Origin of the sequence: Microcoleus sp. T3_B1, assembly GCF_036700445.1 — a bacterium.
Taxonomy (GTDB): Bacteria; Cyanobacteriota; Cyanobacteriia; order Cyanobacteriales; family Microcoleaceae; genus Microcoleus.
The window spans coordinates 1-21,617 of sequence record NZ_JAUBOX010000106.1 but is presented as its reverse complement, the minus strand read 5'-3'; the positions used below and the strand labels follow the sequence as shown (position 1 = coordinate 21,617).

15 protein-coding genes are annotated in these 21,617 nt (G+C 46.4%); 5 read left to right on the top strand and 10 right to left on the bottom strand.

What is annotated here, in order from left to right; translation table 11 throughout:
* Positions 1–711: 711 nt before the first annotated feature.
* From QT990_RS32375 to QT990_RS32365, 3 genes are all read left to right on the top strand, one after another.
* Complete coding sequence (locus QT990_RS32375; RefSeq protein WP_333307300.1) at positions 712–1,947, top strand: HhoA/HhoB/HtrA family serine endopeptidase; 1,236 nt, start codon at positions 712–714, stop codon at positions 1,945–1,947.
* 407 nt (positions 1,948–2,354) lie between these two features.
* Positions 2,355–3,566, top strand: coding sequence for a transposase (locus QT990_RS32370; protein WP_333143302.1), 1,212 nt, complete (start codon positions 2,355–2,357; stop codon positions 3,564–3,566).
* A gap of 15 nt (positions 3,567–3,581) precedes the next feature.
* Entirely contained in the window at positions 3,582–4,403 is an 822-nt protein-coding gene (locus QT990_RS32365; RefSeq protein WP_333143301.1) for an MBL fold metallo-hydrolase, read from the top strand.
* A gap of 265 nt (positions 4,404–4,668) precedes the next feature.
* Here the strand turns inward: QT990_RS32365 and hcp are convergent, their stop codons facing one another.
* The 4 genes from hcp to acsF all read right to left on the bottom strand — a co-directional run bounded on the left by hcp (position 4,669) and on the right by acsF (position 9,879).
* Entirely contained in the window at positions 4,669–6,318 is a 1,650-nt protein-coding gene (hcp, locus tag QT990_RS32360; protein WP_333143300.1) for a hydroxylamine reductase, read from the bottom strand.
* Positions 6,319–6,560: 242 nt separating this feature from the next.
* Positions 6,561–7,958, bottom strand: coding sequence for an oxygen-independent coproporphyrinogen III oxidase (gene hemN / locus QT990_RS32355; protein ID WP_333466224.1), 1,398 nt, complete (start codon positions 7,956–7,958; stop codon positions 6,561–6,563).
* An 86-nt stretch (positions 7,959–8,044) separates the two neighbouring features.
* Entirely contained in the window at positions 8,045–8,791 is a 747-nt protein-coding gene (locus QT990_RS32350) for a heme oxygenase (biliverdin-producing) (RefSeq protein WP_333143298.1), read from the bottom strand.
* Between the two features lie 11 nt (positions 8,792–8,802).
* Complete coding sequence (gene acsF, locus QT990_RS32345) at positions 8,803–9,879, bottom strand: magnesium-protoporphyrin IX monomethyl ester (oxidative) cyclase (protein ID WP_333466223.1); 1,077 nt, start codon at positions 9,877–9,879, stop codon at positions 8,803–8,805.
* Between the two features lie 189 nt (positions 9,880–10,068).
* Between acsF and QT990_RS32340 the strand changes: the two genes are divergently transcribed.
* The gene (locus QT990_RS32340) at positions 10,069–10,470 is read left to right on the top strand and encodes a helix-turn-helix domain-containing protein (RefSeq protein WP_333143295.1); all 402 of its coding nucleotides are present in this window, start codon (positions 10,069–10,071) and stop codon (positions 10,468–10,470) included.
* Between the two features lie 111 nt (positions 10,471–10,581).
* Here the strand turns inward: QT990_RS32340 and QT990_RS32335 are convergent, their stop codons facing one another.
* The 6 genes from QT990_RS32335 to gcvH form a co-directional block, all read right to left on the bottom strand.
* On the bottom strand, positions 10,582–12,270 hold the full coding sequence (locus QT990_RS32335; RefSeq protein ID WP_333143294.1) for a glycoside hydrolase family 44 protein: 1,689 nt from the start codon (positions 12,268–12,270) through the stop codon (positions 10,582–10,584).
* A 4-nt stretch (positions 12,271–12,274) separates the two neighbouring features.
* Positions 12,275–13,636 (bottom strand): protein kinase domain-containing protein, encoded by a 1,362-nt coding sequence (locus QT990_RS32330; protein ID WP_333143293.1) that lies wholly within the window; start codon positions 13,634–13,636, stop codon positions 12,275–12,277.
* A 345-nt stretch (positions 13,637–13,981) separates the two neighbouring features.
* Positions 13,982–14,383 (bottom strand): endonuclease domain-containing protein, encoded by a 402-nt coding sequence (locus QT990_RS32325; RefSeq protein WP_333143292.1) that lies wholly within the window; start codon positions 14,381–14,383, stop codon positions 13,982–13,984.
* 497 nt (positions 14,384–14,880) lie between these two features.
* Positions 14,881–16,314, bottom strand: a complete 1,434-nt coding sequence (locus QT990_RS32320; RefSeq protein ID WP_333466222.1) for a serine/threonine-protein kinase — start codon at positions 16,312–16,314, stop codon at positions 14,881–14,883.
* Between the two features lie 334 nt (positions 16,315–16,648).
* Positions 16,649–19,642, bottom strand: coding sequence for an aminomethyl-transferring glycine dehydrogenase (gene gcvP, locus QT990_RS32315; protein WP_445305467.1), 2,994 nt, complete (start codon positions 19,640–19,642; stop codon positions 16,649–16,651).
* A gap of 505 nt (positions 19,643–20,147) precedes the next feature.
* Positions 20,148–20,537, bottom strand: a complete 390-nt coding sequence (gene gcvH / locus QT990_RS32310) for a glycine cleavage system protein GcvH (RefSeq protein ID WP_333146206.1) — start codon at positions 20,535–20,537, stop codon at positions 20,148–20,150.
* A 59-nt stretch (positions 20,538–20,596) separates the two neighbouring features.
* On the opposite strand from gcvH, the gene QT990_RS32305 reads away from it, so the two are divergent.
* On the top strand, positions 20,597–21,439 hold the full coding sequence (locus QT990_RS32305) for an alpha/beta hydrolase (protein WP_333466221.1): 843 nt from the start codon (positions 20,597–20,599) through the stop codon (positions 21,437–21,439).
* Positions 21,440–21,617 lie beyond the last annotated feature (178 nt).

Sequence of the window (21,617 nt, the reverse complement as noted above, 5' to 3'; positions counted from 1 at the left end):
TCCTCTCTGTATTCTCTCCCTCTGCGTTCTCTGCGCCCTCTGCGGTTAAATCATTCCGATACAACCGGAAACGATATTACAGGTTTTTTACTTCCTGCTGTAGGGTGAAGCTTTCGGGTGCTTTAGCTGCTATCCTTCCTGGATTCAGGCGGGGTCAAAAACTCCGTTTCTAGGTTAACGTCGATCGCTCCCAACGAAGATTTTGCGTAGAAACCTGGTTTTGTTGAGTCCAGGATTATTTTTGACCAAGAATTTCAAAGGTGGTACCCGCCACGTGATTTATCCGTGGAATCAATCCAAAATCTCAAATCTAAAATCCTCAAGCCCCCGAATTTATCTCGCGCAAGTCAATCCAAAATCTAAAATCTAAAATCTAAAATCGAATGACTTCGGATATCAATCCTGTGAAAAGTTTGCGGAAAATGCGGAATATGCGGGCTGGCTACCGTAGTTTGTATTATCGCACTCAGACAGCAATTCGCCAGTGCAGACCCTGTTCGATCGCACTCAAAAGCTCGAATCCACAAACAATTTGCCTGCGACGGTCCGGTTTCTACCCCAGCTTGTAGGGTAAACCCCACCAGTCAAGCAGATATCATCAATGCTTGAATAAAAATTAAAGAACCTTTAGTTCTAATTTAATTACAGTAGGTGCTAAAAATGCAAAACCATAATTATAACTCTCGCTCTAACTCCAACCAAATCAATACTATGTCAACCCAAAATATGCCTGCATCTCAGCGTTCTCGCACTTTTGCTTTCCCTAAAAAACTTGCTTTTTTATCCCTCATTTTGCTCGGTTCCACCGCAACTGTTGGGTGCAACGCCCTAACTTCTCAAGTTCCTGGAAGTTCTAACGCCATCAAAGCTGAACCGGCAAGTGCAGCGCCAATCTCAGCATTGCCTGCAAATATACTGCCATCTCAAGACTCTAATTTTGTCACTAAAGTTGTGCAGGAAGTCGGCCCGGCAGTGGTGCGGATCAATTCGTCTCGCACCGTGACGAACCAAGTTCCAGATGAGATCCCCGAGCAATTCCGCCGCTTCTTCGGTTCGGAATCTCCCATTCAACCGGGAAATCGGGTAGAAAGGGGCTCCGGTTCGGGTTTTGTTTTTGGTTCTGATGGCCGCATTTTGACTAACGCTCACGTCGTTAACGGGGCGGATACGGTGACGGTAAAACTGAAGGATGGCCGCGAATTTGTCGGTAAAGTTTTAGGCGTAGATACAGTTACTGATGTGGCTGTTGTTAAAATAGAAGCTAACAATTTGCCTGTGGTGAGTTTGGGCAAATCTGAAGAGTTACAGCCGGGAGAATGGGCGATCGCGATCGGCAATCCCCTCGGTTTGGACAATACTGTGACTGTGGGCATTATTAGCGCTACAGGCCGTTCTAGCGCCGATGTCGGTGTTCCCGACAAGCGCGTCAGCTTTATTCAAACCGACGCTGCGATTAATCCCGGCAATTCTGGTGGCCCGCTGCTGAACCAGCGCGGTCAAGTTATCGGCATGAATACGGCGATTATTCAAGGCGCTCAAGGATTGGGTTTTGCTATTCCGATCGATCGAGCACAACAAATTGCCGACCAATTAGTAACAGTAGGAAAAGCCGAACATCCTTATCTCGGCGTTCGGATGTTGAGCATTACTCCCGAAGTCAAGGCAGAATTCAATAAAAATCCCAACACCAAATTGAGGCTGACTGAAGATAAAGGCGTGTTAGTTTTGGGAGTTGCGAAAAATTCTCCGGCGGCACAAGCTGGAGTTCGCCTTGCCGATGTGATCAAGAAAATCAACGGTAAAGAAGTAACTGATGCTGGCAGCGTACAGCAAATTGTCGAGAAAAGTACAGTGGGCAGCGATCTGCAGCTTGAATTGAGCCGCGGCGGACAACCTGTTACTGTGGCGGTGAAAGCGGGTGCTTTTCCAGCGGATCAGGAGCGGTAGAATTGTTGATTGAAACTTAGATATTGCACCATTCTCAATTAGCATTTTATGAACAGGCAAGATGCCTGTTCCACAAGAAAATTAATCTCTTGTGGAACGGGCATCTTGCCCGTTTTTGAGAATGCTGCAAGAGGTGAGTTTTAATCGGCTTGGTCTGTGAGACGGGGTTTAATCCCCCGTCGGGATGTGGGGGGTACTCATTGTTACCATAATTTATAGAAATCGAACATGAAAACCCCGTGACTTTAGTCCGGGGATGAAAGGGAGAAGGAGGCTTTAGCTTCCCAGTATCTTTCATTAGATATTAGGATTGCAACTTAGGATACAACTCTGTAAAGTCTTGTAAACACTTTGATGATATTAAGCTAGTGCTGTTAGCATAAGAAGAACGTGATGAGGTCGAAGTCATGCTAGTTTTTGAATTCAAAGCATACGGTAAAAAGCAGCAATTCGATGCTGTAGATGAAGCAATTAGAACAGTGCAGTTCATCCGTAACAAAGCATTGCGCTTTTGGATGGAAAACCAAAAAGTCAACAAATATGACTTGAATAAGTACAGCGCTGTTTTAGCTAAAGAGTTTCCGTTTTGCGATGAATTGAATAGCATGGCTCGACAATCAAGCGCCGAAAGAGCGTGGTCGGCAATCGCCCGCTTCTACGACAACTGTAAAAAGAAAATTCCCGGGAAAAAGGGATTTCCGCAATTCCAGAAAGACAACCGCTCAGTCGAATACAAAACGACCGGGTGGCGTCTAGCGACAGACCGGAAATCTATCACTTTTACAGATAAGAATGGAATCGGGAAACTCAAATTAAAAGGAACGCGAGACTTACATTTCTATCAGCTTAGCCAAATTAAGCGAGTGCGCTTAGTCAAACGAGCCGATGGATACTACATCCAGTTTTGCGTTCAAGTTGACCGTTCCGAGAAGATTGAAGTTACAGGTAATGCTATTGGATTAGACGTGGGGCTCAAAGAGTTCTACACAGACTCTAATGGTGTTACAGTCGAAAATCCGCGTTTTCTGGGCAAAGGAGAGCGCCGACTAAAGAAAGCCCAAAGGCGGCTTTCAAAGCGAGTCAAAGGTTCAGAAAATAGAAAAAAAGCTAGGGTAATTCTAGGAAAACGCCACCTCAAAATAAGTAGACAGCGTAAAGATTTTGCTGTGAAATTAGCAAGATGCGTCATCCAGTCAAACGACTGTGTAGTCTATGAAGATTTGAGAATCAAAAACATGGTGAAGAATCACTGCTTAGCTAAATCGATTAACGACGCATCTTGGTATATGTTTCGAGTGTGGATGGAATATTTCGGTAAAGTATTCGGAAGGATTACAATTGCCGTGCCAGCCCACGGGACGAGTCAAGAATGTTCTAGCTGCGGAACCATTGTTAAGAAAAGTCTATCAACGCGAACTCACGCTTGTCGGTGTGGATGTGTATTAGATCGCGATCACAACGCAGGTAGAAATATCCTAAGTCGGGGATTGAGTACGGCGGGGCACGTCGGAACTTGGATCTTAGATCCGAACGCTTGTGGAGAGTTGACCGCTACCGATGTTGAAGTAATTCTGCATCGGCAAGTCGATTCTGCGAATCAAGAATCCCCTCGGCTTTAGCCAGGGGAGTGTCAAGTGGACAGTACCTGCATTGACTGCGATACTTGTCGGTGGATGGCACCTGAAGTATTTACTCAAGCGGGAGAACAGTCGGCAGTTTACCACCAGCCAACTAATGACACTGAAGAAATGCGATCGCTCGCGGCTCTTTTGTCTTGTCCCACAAGTTCGATAGGGACTGTAGAAAAACCCAAAAGGATCAAAGAAGCCCAGCAACTGTTACCCGCACTCGTAGCAGAAAATGTCTATCACTGCGGCTACCACTCAGAGAATTCCTACGCTGCAGCCAGCTATTTAATTGTCCGCCCTGAAGGAAACATTTTAGTTGATTCTCCCCGTTTTGTGCCGCCGCTAGTCAAAAACATAGAAGCAATGGGCGGCATTCGCTATATGTACTTGACTCACCGCGATGATGTCGCAGATCATCAACAATACCGCGATCATTTTGGGTGCGATCGCATCATTCATTATGACGAAATTAACGCTGATACTTGCCGTGTAGAAATGCAATTGTCGCCCACCGAACCGTATCAACTAGCAGATGATTTGTTGATTATATCGGTGCCAGGTCACACGAAAGGTCACACAGTTTTGCTTTACAATAACAAGTTTTTGTTCACCGGCGATCATCTTGCTTGGTCGGAAAGTTTGCAGCAGCTAGTTGGCTTTCACGATGTCTGTTGGTATTCTTGGCCGGAACAAATCAAATCTATGCAGAATTTGGCTAATTACTCGTTTGAATGGGTGTTGCCGGGACATGGCCGCAGGTATAATGCCGATCGACAAACAATGAGCAATCAAATGCAAAAGTGTATTGCTTGGATGCTCGATGCTTAGTGCGATCGGGTTCATAACTCCGACCCAGCCAGATTCATTTGACCTCGGTAGCCTGTGAAAATCCGACTGCCATCTTTTAGAATATGAATCTCCATCCGATCGCTCGCCCATTCCTATCTCTCTTCTCGACATCTGCGTGAATCAGCGTCAATCCCTTATCATCTGCGGCTCGATAAATTCTCTTTTTTTCACCGCAGATGAGGGCAGATAAACACAGATTAACGCAGATGAATCCCTCTGAATAGACTTAGCGAATGACTGCTAATCAGCTCAAGCAAGCTGCCAGATCGGCATCAGGGGTGGTAATGGCCTGCAAGTTATATTTCTCCGACAGAAGCTTGAAGACATTGGGAGAAATAAACGCCGGTAATGTCGGCCCTAGACGAATGTTTTTAATCCCCAAATGCAAGAGAGTTAGCAAGACGGCTACTGCCTTTTGTTCATACCACGACAGAATCATGGAAAGGGGTATATCGTTGACACCTACCTCAAAGGCATTGGCTAGGGCTACAGCAATCTGAATCGCTGAGTAGGCATCGTTGCACTGACCAACATCCATCAGGCGGGGTAGTCCGTCAATGTCGCCCATTTGTCGATCGAAGAAGCGAAACTTACCGCAAGCTAGGGTGAGCACGACACAATCATCAGGCACTTTTTCTACGAACTCGGTGTAGTAGTTGCGATCGGGTTTGGCTCCATCACAGCCCCCTACCAGGAAGAAATGGCGGATTTTACGCTGTTTCACAGCCTCAATGATTTTATCTGCCACCCCTAGGACTGTATTGTGAGCAAAACCAACTGTGACTTCCCTGGGGGGTGCATCTTCGGTAAAGCCGGGAAGTGCCAGTGCTTTCTCAATAACGGGAGTAAAATCGGGTGTGCCATTGTCGATCTCACTCAAGTTAATCAGACCCGGATAGCCGACGGGGCCAACGCTAAAGAGTTTATTTTCATAATAGGAATGGGTTGGCATTAAGCAGTTGGTCGTAATCACGATCGCACCGGGGAACTTGCCAAAATCCTTGGTTTGGTTCTGCCAAGCAGTGCCGTAGTGACCGTATAGATGGGGGTACTGCTGTTTTAGTTTGGGATAGCCGTGGGCTGGTAGAAGTTCGCCGTGGGTGTAAACAGTAATTCCAGTGTCTGCTGTTTGCTTGAGTAAGCCTTCGAGTTGTTTGATGTCATGTCCTGAAACCAGAATCGCCTTCCCTTGCCGTGGATTGAGGGGAACAGGCGTGGGAATTGGATGCCCATAGGTACCGGTATGTCCGGCATCCAATAGTTCCATAGAGCGCAGATTAATGGCTCCCACCTCAAGAGCAAGATCCACCCACTCCTGCAAGCTCAAGGTCTGGTTATCGAGGGCGACAAGTGCCTCATAAATGAAACGATACACCCGCTCGTCTTCCTGGCCCACTTCGTAGGCGTGGAAGGTGTAGGAGGCAAGACCCTTAACCCCATATAGCACTGTGAGTTTGAGTGAGAAAATATCCACATTCGAGGCAGACTGACTGAGGAACTGGAGGGAAATCTGCTCACCCTGCTCAACCAGGCTCTCCTCAAAGTTGGGTTCAAAGTCGGAAATTGCAGCCCAGGTGGGTGGAGTGTCTGTTGCTTGCTGCACTTGAGCCTTGAGGTTGGCGCGATGGGCGATCGCTTCTTGGAGATACTCAACAAACCGCTTTTCGGAAAAGTTGACATTCGTCATCGTGGCAAAGATCGTTTCGCAGGTGAAGACATCCACTGCATGAGTATCAATGCCTAACTCCTTTGCTTTTAGGGCAATCGGAGCCAACCCGCGCAGATAATAAATCAGCAAATCTTGGATAGCATTCACCTGGGGACTTTTCCCACAAGCACCAAACTGATGGCATCCTTGTCCGCTTGCTGTTTGTTCGCATTGTTCACAGAACATTGATTTTTTCCTTGTTGAATTGGTTAGAATTTACGCAACAACTCGGTTATGAAAGTATTTATCCGTCTCTGACTATGTTAACAAATCTGAGTTAACTCACATCTTGTAGCATTCTCAAGAACGGGCTCTCCGGCCCGTTCCACAAAGAGTGAATTTTGTTGTGGAACAGGCCGAAAAGCCTGTTCCTAAACAAGTAATTGAGAAGGGTGCAACATCTCAGAGTTAACAAATCTGACGCTGATTCATAGGGACTTGGAAAACCGTTTGCTTGAGTGGCGGATGAGATAGCTATCAAACACGGATGCAATATTGCGAATTAGCAAGCGGCCGATCGCCGTTACTTCAATGCCATCGCCCCAACGTTTGATTAACCCATCGGCTTCTAAGGCATCAAGTTGTGGCAAAACCTGAGCGAAATAGTCATTAAAATCGAGATCGAAGCCGAGATGGTATTTTTCTTCCAAATCTTGCACCGACAGTTGGAATTGACACATTAATTCCATAATTACTGTGCGCCGAATCAGATCGTCCTGATTAAGTATAACACCTTTTTCGATCGGCAATTCCTTCCCATCGATCGCCCGATAAAAATCTTGCAATCGCTTGTGGTTTTGGGTATACACATCCTGCAACATACTGATGGAAGTCATGCCAAAGCCCAACAGATCCGATTCGGGCTTAGTGGTATAACCCTGAAAATTACGATGTAGTTGCCCAGCTTGTTGCGCGATAGCTAGTTCATCATTAGGCTTAGCAAAGTGATCCATACCAATAAACACATAGCCATTTTGCGTCAGTTGGTCGATCGTACTTTGCAGAATTTTCAGCTTTTCGCCCGCAGTCGGCAAAGCAGATTCTGGCATTCGTTTCTGAACCGGTTTGAGCCAGGGAACATAGGCAAAATTAAAGACAGCAATGCGATCGGGATTTAATTGCAAGGTCTTCTTTACTGTGTCCTGGAATGTTGCTTGTGTCTGGAAAGGTAAGCCGTAAATCAAATCCACATTGACACTTTCAAACCCAGCTTCCCGCATCCAATCCATCACATCAAACAACATCGCTTCGGGCTGCACCCGATTGATCGCTTCCTGCACGATGGGATTAAAGTCTTGAATGCCAAAGCTAATGCGATTGAATCCTAATTGTCGCAAAAATAGAATATATTCGCGATCGATATAGCTAGGATTGACTTCGATCGATATTTCTGCAGCGTCATCGAACCGAAAATATCGATTTAACTGGTTCCAGAGACACTCTACCTGACTGCGATCGAGATAGTTGGGCGTGCCGCCGCCCCAGTGCAACTGATGCACCAGCCGATCGGCATCCACCAAACTGGCAACTTGGCGAATTTGGCGATCGAGATAGCCTAAATAGGGTTCTACCACCTCCTTGCGCTGGGTAATGATGGTATTGCAGCCGCAGAAATAACAGGGCGTTTCACAAAAGGGGATGTGGCAGTAAAGCGATAAGGGGGTTTGTTTGTGATTGCCGACGGCGATCGCGGTTTTAAATGCGTGGCGATCGAAATCAGTGCTTAATTCTGTGGCGGGTGGATAGCTGGTATAGCGAGGTAAAGGCTGGTTGTATTTATTCAACAATGCAGCATCAAATTCAACCGTTTGTGATAACTGTTTCATTAACTAATGTATCCTTCTGTTGTTGTGTAAATTCAGAACCCCGGCATATTTTAGAGATAGGATCGATCTTGTTTTCCTTGGGCGAGTTATTTTGCGACAGATTCTCGCTTGGCATGAGGGCTGCGGCCTTCTGTGCTACCGGGGCGATCTTGCCGAGTCAGCAAATCAAAGGTATGGTCTCCAATCGCCGCTTTCACATCGGCTTCGAGTTCGTGCATTACATCCTGGTTAAGGGTAAATGCCGTATTTGCTTCGGCGACAATTCGCTCGATCGTGTCAGCATCCACCGGAAACTCATCAAAGGTTTGGCGATAGCGTTCCTTAAATACTCGCCTTGCTTCTGGTGTCGAGATTTGGGAAAATTCATAGAAATTTGTTCCCTGATCCGGCGGCAGAGACAACGCCGATCGAATCACATTTTTCAAGCTTTGTCCGCCGGATAAATCACCCATGTAGCGGGTGTAGGCATGGGCAATCAGCAGGACTGGATCGGTTGCTGAGAGGGTTTGAATGCGATCGCGATACACAGAACCCGCTGGCGAAGCCGTAATTTCCTCCCGCCAATTTTCACCGTAATAAAAAGCTAGATCGCAAGCCAGATTCTCAGTGCGATTTAACTCCGGGAAATAGAGGGTTCCGATAATCGGGTGGTTGACATGGTTCTGCAAAGCCGTTTCTAAGGCGCTGTAAACAAAGTACAAATCGGCAAATAGTTTACGCAAAGGTTCCCGTTCCACAATGCCTTTGATAAAGCATTTCATAAATGCCGTATTTTCGGCTGTGGTGTGGGATTGCATCGTGCCTTCTCTGAGGCGTGTCGATAGATTAGTCATGGCAATATCTCCTAATTAATAGCGGTTCTGGACGATTCAGCATTAATCGAAGGCAGTAAATAAAGGCGCAACAACTGCCACGCGATCGCAGCAATCCAGGGTAATTTTTGGCAAAATTGGATGGCGGCAGGGCGCTGGTTAGTTGAGATTTCTGCTAGCTTCTGATTGGCGATCGCACATCGATCCAAACGGGGAAAGAATTCTGGATGGTGGGTATCTAAAATACTGGGAAACGCCCGTTTTGCTGTTTCATTGGTGTGATGAATCACCTGCTTGTTATATTCATCGGGGTCGATGCCGATGGAGTCATAAAATGTGGAGCGTTCCAACACCGTCATTGTATGGGTGGCAAACACCGTCAGTAGGAAAAAGCGCGCCCAGAGTCTTGCCTTCCAGTTATTCCAAAGCTTAGGCTGCGATCGCAACAAAGCCTTAAAGAAATCCCCATGCCGATTTTCGTCTTGGCACCAATTCTCGAAGTAGCGAAACAGGGGATAAATTTGATGTTCGGGATGTTTTTCGAGATGGCGATACACCAAAATATAGCGCCAGTAGCCAATTTTTTCCGACAGATAAACAGTATAAATTACCCATTCTGGAGGGAAGAATGTGTAGGTACGATTTTTTGTTAAATAGCCCAGATCGAGAGACAACCCAAAATCTGCCATCGCCTTATTCAAGAAACCGGCATGACGCGCTTCATCCCGTGCCAGTAAGCTAAAGGCTTCCGATAACAACGGTTGGCGATTCTTAAGTTTGCGGGAGAGTTCTTTGAACAACAGAAAACCCGAAAATTCTGAGGTACAGGATCGCTCTAGAAAGTCAATAAATGCCTTTCGCGTTTCGCCATCAATGTTGTCCCAGCATTGCTCAAACTCTTGATTTCGGACAAAATGGTGGCGGTTATAGTCCGCGCGCAATTCTGCTACAACTGCTTCTAATTCCGCTTGTTGCCCGGACAGATCCATTTCGGCAACGGCATCAAAATTGGTGGTGTAAAAGCGGGGTGTTAACAGGGTTTCTTGAACAGGTGCTTTAATGCTGGATGGGAGACCAGCAGACTCCGATTTACTAATTGAACTGACCATAGGAGTGGAGAGTGGATTGTTCGGAATTGATGACTGTGCACCACATTGCCTTAATCCGCGATCGCCCACAAGTCAGTTACCAGTGGTATCCTATAGTTACTTTAGGTAAAGCATTGAAGCCAATAGGACGCTTGAGCCATTTCTAAAGAAATATGGAAATTATCGTGAAGGCAACTGTGCAGGGAGTTTATGGTGGAAGCGAGTCAGTGCGTAGAGGTTAAATGTCCGATTCAATTTGTGCTGGATTTGTTGGACAATAAATGGTCAATTTTGGTTCTACGCGAACTGTTTGGAGGCGCGAGGCGTCCCCACGAATTACTCACGGCACTCCCTGGCATCAGCACCAAAACCCTCACCCAACGCCTACGAGAGTTGGAATCTCAAGGGTTAGTTGATCGGCGTGTTTATGCCGAGATTCCGCCCCGCGTAGAATATTCCCTCACGCCCAAGGGTCGCCAAATTCAACCGGTGATGGTAGCCCTGCATCAAGTAGGATCGCAGTGGCTGGGACAGGAGAGTTGCATTTGTCCACTAACACACTCGGATGCTAAGGACGATCGCAGGAACGCTTCAGGTCTAATTTCAGATTAAAAATGTCAGAATTATTCCTCTCTCTCTTCTCTTCCTCAGTGTCCTCTGCGCCCTCTGCGGTTTAATCATTCCGGTTCTGGCGGGCGAATTCCGTGGCTTAAGTTAAGTCCGCTAAGAATTAGCCTTGGGAATAGCCACCAAAGTCATAGAATTAGCGGGATAAGTTGCCTGGAATCCAGTATCACTGACATTTAAATCGCTCTGACGGACGATCGCCTGCAAATTGGCCTCGCTGTAAGTGTAAAATTCAGCTTTACCCGCCGATTTAAATCCTTTCAAACTCAAGTTGCTAGTCAAATTTTTGTTGGTTTTATTAATAATTACCAGCGTCAGAGTACCATCACTGCTGCGATCGGCTCCGTAAATTGACAAAAGTCCTTGATCTGTGCTACCCGATCGCACCCAAGTATCGCCATACTTACCGCCTTTTCCGTCATAATTCATGTACATTCGGAAAGCATAGGCCCCCGGTTCCGAAGACTTAGGAGGCCCCCACAGCGTCGCTAAATCCACTTGTTCCCGCCCAAAAATCCCCAGTACGTCGGCTTGGGCTAAGGCGCCGTTAATCGACTCTAAACCGCCCCAATTGTATTCAGTAATCGCGACTTTTGTACCTGGATAATCTTGATTTACCCACTCTCGAAACCGGGGGATAATTGTTAGGGGTGGATTGTATTTACCAATCCAACTTTCATCAGTATAGGTAGCATCCCATAGAGAACGAGTCGATCGCAGTCGCAGCGCTTGGGTGTTGGCATCGCCGGCGGGACAATTGGCCAAACAGGTATCGTCCGCCGAAGGATAGTAGTGTTCGTCGAAATAGTCGAGAATCCGAACACCTTTTTGCTTTTCATAAGCGCGCATTTGTTGCAAGTACCACCGCGCAAACCAGACACCGCCGTGCTTTTCGCGATCGCCCTTAACCCCCGAATCCACATAGACAGGCCAGCCAAAATCCGACGGGCCGAGTACCTTAGCAGTTGGATCTGTAGCTTTTACCATTGAGGCATATTGGTAAGTGCGATCGCGCAATTCCTCGTAACTCGTCGCTTCTGGATGAACATCGCGGTGAGTATTTCCCCAGCCGCTTGGTTCATTGTCCATTTGATAAATTTGCACGCCGCCCTTAGCAGCAGTACCGTGGGTTTTAATTAAGTGTTGAACCCAAGCTTTTTGAAATGCTGGGTCGCTAATAATACTGACATCAAGGCGATTATTATCAGTTATCAAAGTACCGTCGGGACGCTTACCGTTGCCGCATTTATCACCTTCTGGAAAAATGTAGGGATTTGTTTTTTCTTGTGGCCCGTATTTGGATACTCTAAACCCGCAGTTCCAAGTGCTAAATTTATTTACATAGCCAATCATCGGAATTGTAACGATGCTTTTGCTGCCGTTTTGGCGGTTGATTTTGACAATTTTATCTATAGAATCACCGGGAACAGGATTTTTCTTGTCGCCGCCACCCACGAAAAAGAAGTCATCGCCGCTGTTGGAAGAATCGACTAACCAGTTGTAGCGGCTGGTGTGATTGGCCCCCCAGCGTTCTACTGGAATTCGTAACTCTTTGGCGATTGTGGGATCTAGGGCATAATCATTCATACCATAGATGTCAGGACTGATGGAATGTCGATCGGCTGTCACATCAACAGATAAGGTGGGATTGACTGTTTGGGCTATGCCGTTTTTGAAGTAAACTGTTGTGGAGGCAATTGCCAAAGCGGCGATTAAAGCTAACAAAAATAGGACAAGCCAACGAGGTTTATTTTCGGGAAACTGCCACAAAAATCGTGCATTCATTAATTTATGGTAGAGTATTTAATAGGGCTTGTTTATAATCTACTGCACTTTTGTAATAAATTTCAGGATTGTCGATTAAAGCGCGATCGATAACTGCGGCTAGCGGTTGAGGAATCGAGGAAGTGCGATCGCGAATAGGAACTGCATCATTATCCAAAACAGCACGAAACGGGTCTAATCCTGCAAAATTGCGAGGCGAATATCCCGTAATCATCACGTACAAACAAGCCGCCGCCGCCCACACATCAACCTCCGGTTTCGCATACTTATAATCAAGCACTTGCTGTCGCGGCATAAAATACGGCGTACCGACAGCATTACCAGTCATCGTTTGGCCGCTTAAACCCGCTTGATCGAAAGCTTTTGCTAACCCATAATCCCCAATCTTAGCAACTTGTTTCCCACCCACATTCGCCAGAAAAATATTCCCCGGCTTCAAATCCCGGTGAATCAAACCCCGTCCCTTTGCAAAACTACCATCAGCCAATCTGACATTGGGAATTTCCGCATTATGAGTGTAAGTCAAACCATCTAAAACTTGCACAATAATAGCCACAGCCTCATCAATCGGCAAAGTGCTGACACCGCGTTTTGCCATCAAATCAACAACACTACCGCCCTCGCAGTATTCCATCGTGAAAAAGAAAGTTTCATCAGCATAACCAGACTCTTTAAATCCTACCACATTCGGATGCTTCAAACATTTAGTATTATCAACTTCCCGCAAAAACCAATTCACAGCCCGCTGATTCGCAGCAACTTTTGGTAACATCACTTTCAGGGCGACTTCTTCATTTGTTTGTTTATGTCGCGCCAAATAAACCAAACTAAAACCTCCCTTACCCAACTCCTTCAGTAAAACATAATCCCCCAGAACTCCAATATTAGTTTTACCAGCCACAGCTTTCAACAGAAAAGCTTGCAGCATTTCCCACAGATTGGCTTGATTTGAGGGAATGATTGGGGGTGATTGTTGTTGGATATTTTTGGCGATTTCCGGGTCAAGGGTAACAGCAACTCGAAAAGAAGTATCGCTGAGTGTAAATTCATCTCCCCCCTGCAAGTCGTATTCTGGAAATTGAATTTGAGCAGCTTCTTCGGGAGTTTGATGGGCTTCTCGCTGACCGATTTTTTCACCGTTTACAAAAGTCCCATTTTTGCTACCAAAATCTCGCACGCGGATATCGGGAGGATTGATATCTAGCAAACAGTGATAGCGGGAGATGGTGGGGTGTTTGTCGTCGTCGGGAATTTTGGGATAGCAATCTTTGGCGCGCCCGATAATGCAAGTAGTGCGGGTGTCAAAGGCGAATTCTTGGCCTTTGAGATTGCCTGCGGTGATAGTGAGGGTAACTTTTGAACTCATATAAATTGTAAATTATGAATTTTGGATTATAGACACTTTTGCACCCACCCTTAGTAAAATGCTAACTCTTGCTCCCCCCCTTAGCAAGGGGGGGCTGGGGGGGGGGTAAAAGAGTTGATGTTATAAACGATTAAATCTAATCTACCCTCCTAACTCTTACTCCCCACCCTTAGCAAGGGATTAACTCTTACTCCCCCCCTTAGCAAGGGGGGGCTGGGGGGGGTAAAAGAGTGGATGTTATAAACGATTAAATCTAATCTACCCTCCTAACTCTTACTCCCCCCCTTAGCAAGGGGCTAACTCTTACTCCCTCCCTTAGCAAGGGGCTAACTCTTACTCCCCCCCTTAGCAAGGGGGGGCTGGGGGGGGTAAAACACCCGATGTTCTCAACGATTTAATCCCCTCCACAATCACCTCTAAAACCCCATCCAAATTATGATAAACATCATCATTAGTAAACCTCAAAAAATGAATTCTTGCCGACTCAATAAACTCTTGCCTTTCTGCATCATATTCTACAGCGCCATCCACAAAATGGCTGTCACCATCAACTTCCAGTGCTAACTTGATTTCTGGTGAATAAAAATCTAGCGCAAATGCTGCTACACTGTATTGTCTGCGAAATTTACAATTCTCAAGCTGTCTGTTTCTGATCCGTTTCCATAGCTGCTTTTCAGCTTCTGTCATTTCTGCGCGAAGCTTCTGCCGCTTGAATTTTTCTGAGCTTCTGTTGTAGAGTTTTGTCATTGTTATATAGGATTTAACCCCCCCCCAGCCCCCCTTGCTAAGGGGGGGAGTAAGAGCGTTTTTTTAGTTTGTTCGTTTGTTGTTTAGATTTTTACCCCCCCCAGCCCCCCCTTGCTAAGGGGGGGAGTAAGAGCGTTTTTTTAGTTTGTTCGTTTGTTGTTTAGATTTTTAACCCCCCCCAGCCCCCCCTTGGTAAGGGGGGGAGTAAGAGTTATTTGAGTTTTATTGTTGGTTGCTTAGTCTTGGTTGTTAATGCAAACTACAAATTTTGTTTCTTGCGTTATGGAGTTTGGAGGCTGTTGGTGGGGAGGCAGAAACCGGGTTTCTTCCTGAATCTGGGTGATGATGCGTAAATTATCGCAGAAACCCGGTTTCTGAGATTGATTTTACTTTGATTATTTGCTCGTTATGTCCCGAAAACCCCGTCGGAAACCTAGACAGGGCATGGTTTCGTGGTTTTGGGCTTTGTTATAAATCTTTATGAAATCCTGAAACGCTTAGATGTTACAGTCTACAAGTCTCGACGCGAAAAAACAAAAACACCACCTCCCCCCAATCCGACCTTTAAACCCGTTAACCATCCCACCCAACGGGAGGTGAGCTTCTGGTGCTCTCTCTGAAAAAGTGAGGTCTTTGTAGTACAGCCATTTGTCATTTTTTTTCCAGCCTACCTGATCGCCAAACGCTTCCGATACTGTAATATCATATTTCCTAGTTCCCCCCAGACTTTGATAAATACGCTTCTGCACGCTAAAGCCGAAGCGCCCATCGCTGTATTTTACCCAAAGTTGGTCAATAGTTCGCAAGTCCTCGCAGGGGAATTTTTCAATACTCTTTGTATCCAGCCATCCTTCTTTCTCCCTACCCGCCACCTTCAACATCACTCTCAGAGTTTCCTCATCGGCTTCTTGCCACTTTTTAGCCGCCAATAAATTCCGCAAGTTTATATAATCCATCCCCACGGCTGAAATCACCCGCGCAGTCTCAGGAGGCGCTGGTTTCGGTATCACCAAATCCAACAAATTCAATTGCACTGTCTCCAACAAATTCAATTGCACTGTCTCCGCCTTTTTAGCTATCCCTAAATCCAAAGCAACTTTTTTAGGCATCACCAAATCCAACCATTCCTGCACCGACTGCGGGCGATTTTGCGGTTCCAACTCCATCCCTTTGATAATCGCCGCATTCACCCTGTTACTAATTTGATCATTGTGCTGTTTCGGCGGAATTAAAAGCACATTTTGCTTCCTAAATTCCGACGGAAACGGCATCTCACCAGTCAGCATCACGTACAGCGTCGCCGCTAGCGAATAAACATCACTATAAGACCCACATTCTCGTCGTTTTTCTGACAATTCGATGGGTGCGTAATACCTGGTTCCAACATTTGTATTAGTCCTCAACTTCCCCGGTGCAGTAGGCTGTCTTGCTATACCAAAATCAATTAAAACCGATCCTAAACCCTGCCGTCTGAGCATAATATTTTCTGGTTTAACATCGAGGTGTACTAAGTTCTGCTTGTGAACAAAAGTCAGCGCATCTCCCACTTGCTGAATAATTGGCAAAGCTTTTGTTTCCGACAAAATGCCGTTATCTTCCAGATGTCCAGCCAAGTCAATCCCGTCGATTAATTCCATCACCATGCACCACAATTCAATATCTCCAGCCATTTCTGGAAATACTTCATAAACTTGAACGACGTGGGGATGGCTGCACCTTACTAAAGACAAAGCCTCGTTGACAAATTTGGTTTGAAGTTCGCGAAAATTTGGCTTACCTTGAGAAATGGCATTTAGGGTTTTGATGGCGACTACTTTACCTTCTTTGCAGTTTTGAGCGCGGTAAGTGACACCGAATCCGCCGCCGCCGAGGATTTCTTCGATTAGGTATTTGCCGTTGTGGATTTGTTGTCCCGGCTGCCAGTGCCTCATAGCGGGTTTGTGGGGAGGGATAGGATGGTTTTGATTATAGCTGAGATGGGGGAATTTTTGTTGAGGCTTTGGATGATATCGTTTACGGTTGTTTCGGAATGATTTAACCGCAGAGGCCACAGAGGGCACAGAGGAAGAGAAGAGAGAGGTGAGGTTGAGAAACCGGGTTTTTTTACGTAGATATTCGGCATCTATCAAACCCGGAGATCCCCCCTAGCCCCCCTTAAGAAGGGGGGGACTGGAAGTAATCAAAGTCAACCCCTACTCCCCTTCTTAAGGGGGATTTAGGGGGATCTAGACTCAGATATAAACGAGATTTAAATGGATTACACTCTTAATTGTAAGCCTCCATTGGTAAACAAGAACAGACAAAATTACGATCGCCAAACGCATTATCTATCCGGCCCACCGCCGGCCAAAACTTATATTCGCGAGTCCAAGAGGTCGGATAAGCCGCTTGCGCGCGAGTATAAGGACGATTCCACTCATCAACCATCAGAGATTCTGCTGTGTGCGGCGCATTTTTTAACACATTATTTTGCGCGTCAACATTACCTTTTTCAATCTCCGCAATTTCGCCTCGAATCGCAATCATTGCATCGCAAAAACGGTCTAATTCCTGCTTTGATTCGCTTTCCGTCGGTTCCACCATTACCGTACCAGCAACCGGCCAAGAAACCGTCGGCGCGTGATAGCCGTAATCCATCAGGCGTTTGGCGATATCTTCGACTTCAATAGCCGCAGATTTTTTGAGAAGTCGCAAATCTAGAATACACTCATGCGCCACCAAACCAGCTTTCCCTTTGTACAAAACCGGATAATAAGATTCTAACCGTTTTGCCATGTAATTAGCATTAAGAATTGCTACTTTTGTCGCCTCAGTTAAACCGAATCCTCCCATCATCCGAATGTACATCCAAGAAATAGTCAAAATGCTAGCACTTCCCCAAGGCGCTGCGGAAACAGCACCAACTGATTGGGATATTTTGCCTTTAGGAAAGGAGGATTTGATGTTGCTCCCCCCCTTAGCAAGGGGGGGTTGGGGGGGGTAAGATTTTAATTCTTCATCAGTAGAAGGTAAGAAAGGCACCAAATGAGACATTACCCCAATCGGCCCCATTCCTGGCCCGCCGCCGCCGTGGGGAATACAGAAAGTTTTGTGCAAATTCAAGTGACAAACATCAGCGCCAAAATCACCGGGGCGGCACAAACCAACTTGAGCATTCATATTTGCGCCGTCCATATAAACTTGTCCGCCGCAGTTGTGGACAATCTCGCAAATTTCTTTAATTTCTTCCTCAAAAACGCCGTGGGTTGATGGATATGTCACCATCAAAGCCGCCAGTTCATTTTTGTGCTTCTCGGCTTTTTTATGTAAATCCGCAACATCAATATTGCCCTGAGAATCGCACTCGACAGCCACTACTTTCATCCCCGCCATCACCGCGCTAGCCGGATTTGTACCGTGGGCTGACTGGGGAATCAAACAGATATTTCGGTGAGATTCGCCTCGGTGTTCGTGGTATTGGCGAATAACTAACAAACCCGCGTATTCGCCTTGGGAACCGGCGTTTGGCTGCAAAGAAATTCCCGCGAAACCGGTGATTTCTGCCAGCCACTGTTCTAGTTGCACGAACATCATTTGATAGCCGCGACTTTGATCGCGGGGTGCAAAGGGATGTATCTTGCCAAATTCCGCCCAAGTCACCGGCATCATCTCTGCTGTTGCATTCAATTTCATTGTGCAAGAACCCAACGGAATCATCGATGTATTTAGCGATAAATCCTTGGCTTCTAAACGGTGCAAATAGCGCAAAAGTTCAGTTTCTGAATGGTAGCTGTTGAAAACTGGATGACCGAGATAGCTGCTGGTGCGATCGCAAAAATCTGGTAAGGTCAAATAGGAATTCAATGCGTCTGCATCCAGCGGAATGTTGAGAGCATTCTGCCCGTCACCCCTGATATAATCTTTATCCTGTGCAAAAATTTCCCACAACTCTTGCACATCTTCAACCGTGACAGTTTCATCTAAAGTGATTCCCACTGTCGAATCATCGAAAACTCGGAGATTAATTTTGCGAACTTTAGCAGCTTCTAGAAGTTCTGACAGCGGTTTGTCTCCCAATTCTACCCGCAAAGTATCGAAGAAAGGTTGAGAACCAATTTTGTATCCGAAACTTCTTAAACCGGATGCCAAAAGTGCTGTTAAAGTCCGTACTTTCTCAGCAATGTCTTTCAGTCCAGAAGGGCCGTGATAAACAGCATACATACTCGCCATCACTGCCAGCAAAACTTGAGCCGTACAAATATTGCTGGTTGCTTTTTCGCGGCGGATGTGTTGTTCGCGAGTTTGCAAGGCTAAACGTAAAGCAGATTTGCCGTTGGCATCTTTAGAAACGCCGACAATTCTCCCCGGAACTTGCCGTTTAAACTCTTCTCGCGTGGCGAAATAGGCTGCGTGGGGCCCTCCGAATCCCATCGGCACTCCGAAGCGCTGAGTGCTTCCTACGGCTATATCCGCGCCGAATTCGCCGGGGGGTGTGAGCAAGCAAAGGCTCAATATGTCGGCGGCTACTGTGACTAATGCGCCGACTTCGTGTGCCGATCGAATAAAATCGGTATAGTCGTAAATTGCGCCGTCTGTGGCGGGGTATTGCAGGAGAGCGCCGAAGATTATACGATCGAACTCAAAGCTTTGATGGTCGCCGACAATTACCTCAATTCCCAACGGCTTAGCGCGAGTTTGCACCACTTCAATAGTTTGAGGGTGGCAATCTTGGGAAACAAAAAACGCTTTTGCCTTATTTTTGCTGGCGCCGTAACTCACCGCCATCGCTTCCGCCGCCGCAGTCCCTTCATCCAGCAAGGAAGCGTTGGCAATTTCCAAACCCGTAAGGTCAATTATCATGGTTTGGAAGTTCAGCAAAGCTTCCAATCGCCCTTGAGCAATTTCGGCTTGGTAGGGAGTGTAAGCTGTATACCAGCCGGGGTTTTCTAGGATATTCCGCTGGATGACCGGGGGAGTTATGCAGTCGTGATATCCTGTGCCGATGTACGATCGAAATACCTGATTTTTTGCAGCAATTTCTTTCAATTCTGCCAAAGCGCTGTACTCGCTTCGCGCTTCGGGAAGTTGTAAGGGTTGAGAAATACGAATCGCCGCAGGAACCGTTTTGTCAATCAACACATCGAGGCTGGAAATGCCCAAAACATTGAGCATTTGCTGGATTTCGCTGGGTGTCGGGCCAATGTGCCGGCCCGCAAAACCATTGATGGAGGAAAGGTTTTGCTGCTGGTTGGGTTCAAGTTGAGGGCTGTAGAGTACCAAGGCGGATTCTCCTGAATAGACTTTTGCTTCTTTGTTTGTAACATTTTGCTAAGAAAACCAGGAAGATTTTCTGCGTCTATCAAAGTCCGAGAGTCCGATAGTCCGACAGTCCGACAGTCCGACAGGGGTTGAAACCCCTGTCTCATAGCTAAAGTCGTCTGAAGACGACTAAGGAAGATTTTTTGCGTCTATCAAAGTCCGACAGTCCGACAGTCCGACAGTCCGACAGGGGTTGAAACCCCTGTCTCATAGCTAAAGTCGTCTGAAGACGACTGTAGATTAAGGTCGATGGTTGAAACCGCTCTCGAGAGTCAAACGAAGTCTGCCTTAGCGGACAAGCGAGATAAAGGGGGTATTTAAGCCGGATTTGGTATCAGTCGTCTTTAGACGACTTGTGCTATTAGCCAGGGGTTTCAACCCCTGGCGGATTGTGGAATTATCAACGAGCCCTATGCCCTATGCCCCATGCCCTATGCCCCATGCCCTATTCCCTATGCCCTATTCCCTATTCCCCTTCGACCATTTTGCGATACTCCGGGGCCGAGAAAGCCTCGTCTGCTTCGCTGGGATTGTCAACGCGCACTTTCAGCAGCCATCCAGCGCCATAGGGGTCTTCTGCCAAATCTTCGGGAGACTCTATAATGTCATCATTGCGTTCTACGACTATACCGGTAACTGGTGCTTTCAAGTCTTCAACGGCTTTCACTGACTCGACTGTACCGAAAGCTTCGCCCTTTTCCAACCCTGCACCGACTTCGGGCAAATCTAGAAACACGATATCGCCGAGTTGGTCAACTGCAAAGGCACTGATGCCGATGGTGGCAATTTCGCCTTCGAGTCGGATGTATTCGTGGGTGTCTAGGTATTTCAGGTCATCGGGGTATGTTAGTGCCATGTCTTTTCTCGCAATAAAAAAGTATTAGTTAAATCTTATTCAACTATGAGCCTTTAGTAATGACTAAATGGAACAAAAAAAATTTTAAACGCTTGCTTTTTGGAGAATTTTCTGTCAAACGACTGATGCGCTCTATAATTTTTATTTACGCATTTCTATGTTTTTACGGTTTCTTTTTTTCAGAACGGCTAATTTTTCAACCTCCGCCATCTAGTCAGAGTGAGAGCAGGGAAGTTATCAAAGTTAGCTCAGCTAATGGCGTAAAAATTTCTAGTGTTCATTTTCCTAACCCGCAAGCTAAATATACCATACTTTACAGTCACGGGAATGCGGAAGACTTGGCCGGGATTTTGTGGGTACTCAGAGAGATTCGAGATAGTGGGTTTGCTGTGTTTGCCTATGATTATCAAGGTTACGGCAGGAGTCAGGGAAATCCTTCTGAATATAATACTTATCGTGATATTGATGCTGCTTACAATTATTTAACCCAACAGTTGGGAGTACCTGCAAAGCAAGTTATTCTTTACGGGCGTTCTGTGGGCGGTGGGCCGACTATTGATTTGGCTTCGCGGCAAAAAGTCGGCGGTTTGGTGGTTGAAAGTTCCTTTGTTTCGGCTTTTCGGGTGTTGACGCGGATTCCGCTTTTACCCTTTGATAAGTTTGTGAATATTGATAAGATTGGCAAAGTTCGATCGCCTGTTTTGGTGATTCATGGTAAGGCTGATGAGGTGGTGCATTTTTGGCATGGAGAGCAGTTGTTTGCAGCGGCGAAGCAGCCGAAATTGAATTTTTGGGTTGATGGGGCCGGTCATAATGATTTGATGGATGTGGCGGACGATCGCTATGCTGCAACTTTGCTAAAATTTGCTAAGCTAGTAGATGAATCTTCTCGACCAAGATGAGCAACGGGCTAGAAGCCCGTTCCACAAGAACACCTACACTTACACTTTCTTGTGGGGAGTAGGGGTTGGGCTTCTAGCCCGCCCCTGCATTAATGCTCAACTACTTAGGATCGCGAATTAAATAACTTACAATTTTAATTGTTATTGTGGGATGGGCGTCCCGCCCGTCCTTTTTGGA